The organism is Massilia sp. DJPM01, from assembly GCF_030348125.1.
In the GTDB taxonomy this organism is placed as follows: Bacteria; Pseudomonadota; Gammaproteobacteria; order Burkholderiales; family Burkholderiaceae_D; genus Telluria_A; species Telluria_A frigida.
Window position 1 is genome coordinate 1 of the sequence record NZ_JAQOZV010000123.1, and the last position, 4714, is coordinate 4714.

Sequence of the window (4714 nt, forward strand, 5' to 3'; positions counted from 1 at the left end):
AACGATTTGCTCACGCGGATTTCCGGCAGCAAATGAAAACGCATACGGGCGACGAACGCGAGCGCGAAAAAACAGCATTGTCGCCGGGATGCTTCCGGGGCACCCGGTAAGGAATAGAAGTTTTGGCAGGCGTGCTGGTGCGGCAAAGGGCCGGCACCCGATGGACCGGTCTTCGGTCACGCCTCCGCACCTGCGCTGCGTACGGGTAAGTAAGACAAGCGCGTGCAAGTGACTAGCCAAGGCGGCGATTGATACACGCATGATCAGCGTCGCAAAATCTCGTCATCCCACCAGGCGGCGAGCCAGAGCGCGAGTGTGGTGGGATCGGGTAGCCGCCCGGCGTCGCTCCACGCCTGCGCGACGGTATTGATCGCCGCCCCCTCGATCTGCAGCTCGCTGAGAAATTGCGCTTCGGCCTGCTCAAGCGTTTTGAAATAAGGCTGAAACCCCTTGCGCCATACCGCTAGCATTCCCGGCTGTCCGAGACGCCCCGCCTCAGGCACGGCCAAGTCCGCATCGATCGCGTGCCAGATCGCAATTGTATTGGTTTGAATCGATAGCAGCGCCAGGCTCGGATGGAGAATGGGGGCCTGCACGAGGCATGTTTCGGCACCATCGCGTTGGATGTCCGTCAGCGTCCAGGCAGCAACGTCTACTCCGTCGAAGACTTCGCGTAGTGTCCATTCGAGTTGCGCCAGGTCGCTCAATTCAGGATTGTCCGGGTAGCTTGACCCGAGAAAATGGACGAAGCCGGCGCCGTAGCGGCCGAGGTTGCGCTGCGTCGGTGGCGCCCCCTCAATGTATCGACAGGCTAGTTCCTTGAATAGCTCGGTACCCATGTATAGCTGACACTTGGCATAACTATCGGCCAGCACCTCGGTCAGCCGCGCCCGGTAGGCATGGTGGTATATCCGCATGCCTCGCTTTCCCGGCAACGGGCCGGTCAGGTCGACACCGGGAGGCGAGCGGGCCAGATCTGTAGCGAGGACATATTCGGCTATCTCGCTCTGAATGATTCGCAGCTCATCGCGCAGGAAAACCGCTGCGGTTGCGGTGCTGCCTCGCTCTTTTATGCCAATAGGATCGGCAGCGGTCGAGGCGCTATCCGCGATGGCTCGTGCCTGATCCAATTCTGCAATCAACGTTGAAAGTGGCGGGATGTCGTCGTCACGCTCGATCATCGTGGCCACGTCAGGAAAAAGTCGACAGGCTGTGGAATAGAGCGCCCAAACCTCCGGCGCAACTGGATGATCATGGGTGTCGATAATATGGCCGTCGCTGCGGGAATGGCCGGCCAGATGGATTTGCCTGACCCGCGCCGACGGAAGGCCGTTTAAGTATTTTTCGGGGCAAAAACCGTGATTGACGCTGCTGACGTACACGTTATTCACGTCTAGCAGCAGCTCGCAGTCCGCCTCTTCTATGACATGGGCGAGAAACTCCCACTCGGGGTGGACCGATGCGGAAAAGCGAATGTAGCTCGATACGTTTTCGATGACTAAGCGACGCTCAAGAATGTCTTGCGCCTGGCGGATGTGCGCGACTAGCAAGCGCGCGCTTTCTTCCGAATAAGGCATCGGGTAGAGATCGTGGAGCACGTTCGGGAACACCCCAGTCCAGCACAAGTGGTCCGACACCCAAAGCGGCTCAATGCGGCGCGCGAGTTGCTTGACCTTTTTTAAGTATTCACGATCAAGTCCGCACGCAGATCCAAGCGACATGGCCACGCCATGCATGGCAACTGGATAGTCGGCGCGAATACGCTCCAGTACCGACATCGGTTTTCCGCCATCGACCAGAAAATTATCGGTGATGATTTCCAGCCAGTCCACGCGTTGCGGACTCGCCAAAAAATCTTGGTAGTGCGGGGTACGCAGTCCCAGGCCGAAGCCCGGCGCTGTCATTGGTGCAGAGGTCATAGGGTGCAGTAAAAGAGATAGTGCGTCGCGCCCAGCGTGAGGGCGCGACGGGCCTGAGTCGACGTTACAGCTTACAGATCGCCGATCGTGCCGCCCTTTGCCAGACACTCTTTCGCAGGCGCTGCCTTGAAGCCATGGCCCTTGCAGCCATTCTGGCCTTTGCAGCTGTGCTCTGCCGTCTTGCAATCGCTGTTGCCCTTGCAGTCATGCACGTTATAGCAGTGCACCTTGTCATTGGCCGCGATCGCCTTGCCGGACGAGCCTTTCGGTGCATCGGCGGCAGTCGCGCTCGCTGCGGACAGGGCCAGCACGCTGGCGGCCAATGCGAGCGAAGCGGCGGATTTGAGTGATCTGTTATTCATGGAAGTTCCTTGGTGAGTGTTAGACCGGCCAGCAATACCTGCTGGGTTGCGGTATTGATTAGTCTTTCCACCAAGCGATTACTTACACGACAAGAAAAAATTATTCTGAAGAGGAATGTTATAGCGCGGACGGGCCATTCTATCGAGCGGCATCGTCGGGAGGCACTTGCCGCATGGCGCGGCGCAGCATCTGCATCTGCTCCTCGAAACGTGTACAGCCACGGCAAAGCATAAGGTGAACACCCACGCCGCTGCGCTCGCGCAGGGTTAAGGTGCGATCCATGCGCTCGGATACGAGGCGGTGAACTTCCCGGCAGTTCGGCATTAGATTTTTCACGGCATCCTTAACCAGGCTGCGCTTGGCGACCAAACCAGTTCAGGTCCAGGCATTCGCGCAGGCGCACACGGGCGCGGAACAACAGCACCCATGCATTAGACGAGGAAATCGCCAGTTCCTTACAAATTTCCTCGGTATCGAGTTCCAGCCACTCACGCATCATGAAGACGCGTGCGTTATTTGCCGGTAGTTTTTCAAGACAGACCTCGAGCACCTTGAAAAAATCGCGCTGCTCAAGCGTCTTGTGCGGGTCACCCCACGCCTGCGGCAGGTCACGCACATGGCCGTTGCGATTAAATAGTGCATCGATCGCGTCGTCCTCGGATTGGTCGTCCTGGCATTCGATCTGGCGTTCGCGGTCGCCGTGCCGCAGGCAATCGATGATCTTGAACTTTAAAATTCCCGTGACATACGTGCGCAGCGAGGATTTCCCCTGGAAGGCCTCCGGTTTTTCAAGGACCGCGATCAGGGCGTCCTGAACCACATCTTCGGCCAGCGCGTGATTGCGTAGCTGGAGAAAGGCAAAACGGATGAGTTGAGGCCGAATGGCATCAAGCTGGCTGTAAAAAGCAGGCAGGGCGGGGTCGGCGGAAGTCATGAGAACTGATCTTATCGGATCAAAAACGAAAAGACAATCGGAAGCCTGTATTGCTGTATTGCCGAGCAAACAAAGTATTTGTAAGGAATGCAGAAATAGACCGACCAAGTAAGCAGTTGCAGCCTGCAACGTAACTTTTAACATTAGCCAATACTTTCTAGGATAACGATATGAACAAGCGTCAAGCCATCATCGCCGCCGCCCTCGCTGGCATGTGCGTCGCCAGTAACGCCGTCAACGCCCAGGAAGCGGGCAAAGCCAAGAGCGCCAAAGAAAAATGCTACGGGGTGGCCAAGGCCGGGCAGAACGACTGCGCGAGCGCAAACGGTTCGCATTCGTGCGCTGGCCAGGCAAAAACCGACAATGACAAGGGTGAGTGGAAGTACGTCGCCAAAGGCACCTGCGAAAAGGCCGGCGGCGCCACCGTGGCGAAGAAATAAGGATTGGCATGCACACCCTCCTCAACTACTATCGCCACAGCATGCGTCTGGACGGATTTTTGGAACACTGGGGAGGCGCGCTGCTTGGCCTGTCACTGCGGATATACCTGGGATGGGTGTTCTTTAAGGCTGGGTTGACCAAGATTGCGGATTGGGAGACGACCGTATCGCTGTTCGAGAATGAATACCAGGTACCGGTGTTGTCACCAGCATTGGCGGCCGCGTTGGGTACCACCGGTGAGCTCGTGCTGCCGCTTTTTTTGTGGCTGGGTTTTCTCGCGCGGCCCGCGGCGGCCGGGCTTTTTTTTGTGAACCTAATAGCGGTGATTTCGTATTCAGCGCTCTTTACTTTCGACTGCCCGGCCGCGATCAATGACCATCGCTATTGGGGCATTTTGCTGCTGGTATTGGTCGCTTTCGGTCCAGGACGATTTTCGATTGATGCAATGGTGGTGAACAGGCCCAGGCCGTAGAAGTGCGGAAAGCAAAAGCGCCCACGGTCGCAGAGCATGAACCTAGCCGGAGACGAAGGGGAAGGCGCGGCGCCGGGACCGGCGTGGGTTCTGTCGCGTTATTGACCACAGCACGGATTTTTTCATGCTGAGCATGACCCCGGCCTACACTGGACGGACTTGTCCTGCCAACGCATAGAACTGGTCGGCGAGCGACAGGGGTGCAGCGTCATCGACGGCGAACTGGCCCTTCCGGATCATGTGCATCAGCTCAATGCCGGCGAGCACGGAGCCGGCAGACCGGAATGATTTAAAGTTGAGCATCGGCCTGGTCACCCGCTTGATGGCGCGATGATCCTGTTCGACGATGTTGTTGAGGTATTTGACTTGGCGCACCAGGATCGGCATGTCGCGGCCGGCGTTGATCGCATCGATCGCCGCCTTGTTGGCGCCACTCTTGTCCATCGCGACCTTGTCCGGATCGCCGTTCCCTCCCATGGCCTTGTCGAAGAAGCGCTTCGCCGCAGCCATGTCACGCTTCGCTGTCAGCAAGAAGTCGACGGTCTTGCCCTGCTTGTCGACAGCGCGGTAGAGGTATTTCCAAAT

General features: G+C 57.7%; 7 protein-coding genes. 2 read left to right on the forward strand and 5 right to left on the reverse strand.

Annotation, left to right across the window (positions count from 1 at the left end):
• Positions 1-263 precede the first annotated feature (263 nt).
• The 4 genes from PO883_RS34990 to PO883_RS33795 form a co-directional block, all read right to left on the reverse strand.
• On the reverse strand, positions 264-1919 hold the full coding sequence (locus PO883_RS34990; RefSeq protein ID WP_308606836.1) for a DUF692 family multinuclear iron-containing protein: 1656 nt from the start codon (positions 1917-1919) through the stop codon (positions 264-266).
• 71 nt (positions 1920-1990) lie between these two features.
• On the reverse strand, positions 1991-2281 hold the full coding sequence (locus PO883_RS33785; RefSeq protein WP_289313692.1) for a hypothetical protein: 291 nt from the start codon (positions 2279-2281) through the stop codon (positions 1991-1993).
• A 139-nt stretch (positions 2282-2420) separates the two neighbouring features.
• Positions 2421-2606: a zf-HC2 domain-containing protein gene (locus tag PO883_RS33790; protein WP_289313698.1), complete on the reverse strand. Its 186-nt coding sequence runs from the start codon at positions 2604-2606 to the stop codon at positions 2421-2423.
• 19 nt (positions 2607-2625) lie between these two features.
• Positions 2626-3216: a sigma-70 family RNA polymerase sigma factor gene (locus tag PO883_RS33795; protein WP_289313693.1), complete on the reverse strand. Its 591-nt coding sequence runs from the start codon at positions 3214-3216 to the stop codon at positions 2626-2628.
• A gap of 170 nt (positions 3217-3386) precedes the next feature.
• Here PO883_RS33795 and PO883_RS33800 point away from each other — a divergent pair, with 170 nt between their 5' ends.
• Entirely contained in the window at positions 3387-3656 is a 270-nt protein-coding gene (locus PO883_RS33800; RefSeq protein ID WP_289313694.1) for a DUF2282 domain-containing protein, read from the forward strand.
• A gap of 8 nt (positions 3657-3664) precedes the next feature.
• Entirely contained in the window at positions 3665-4129 is a 465-nt protein-coding gene (locus tag PO883_RS33805) for a DoxX family protein (RefSeq protein WP_289313695.1), read from the forward strand.
• A 144-nt stretch (positions 4130-4273) separates the two neighbouring features.
• On the opposite strand, the gene PO883_RS33810 is transcribed toward PO883_RS33805, so the two are convergent.
• The coding region (locus PO883_RS33810; RefSeq protein ID WP_289313696.1) for an IS6 family transposase at positions 4274-4714 on the reverse strand (441 nt) is incomplete at its 5' end.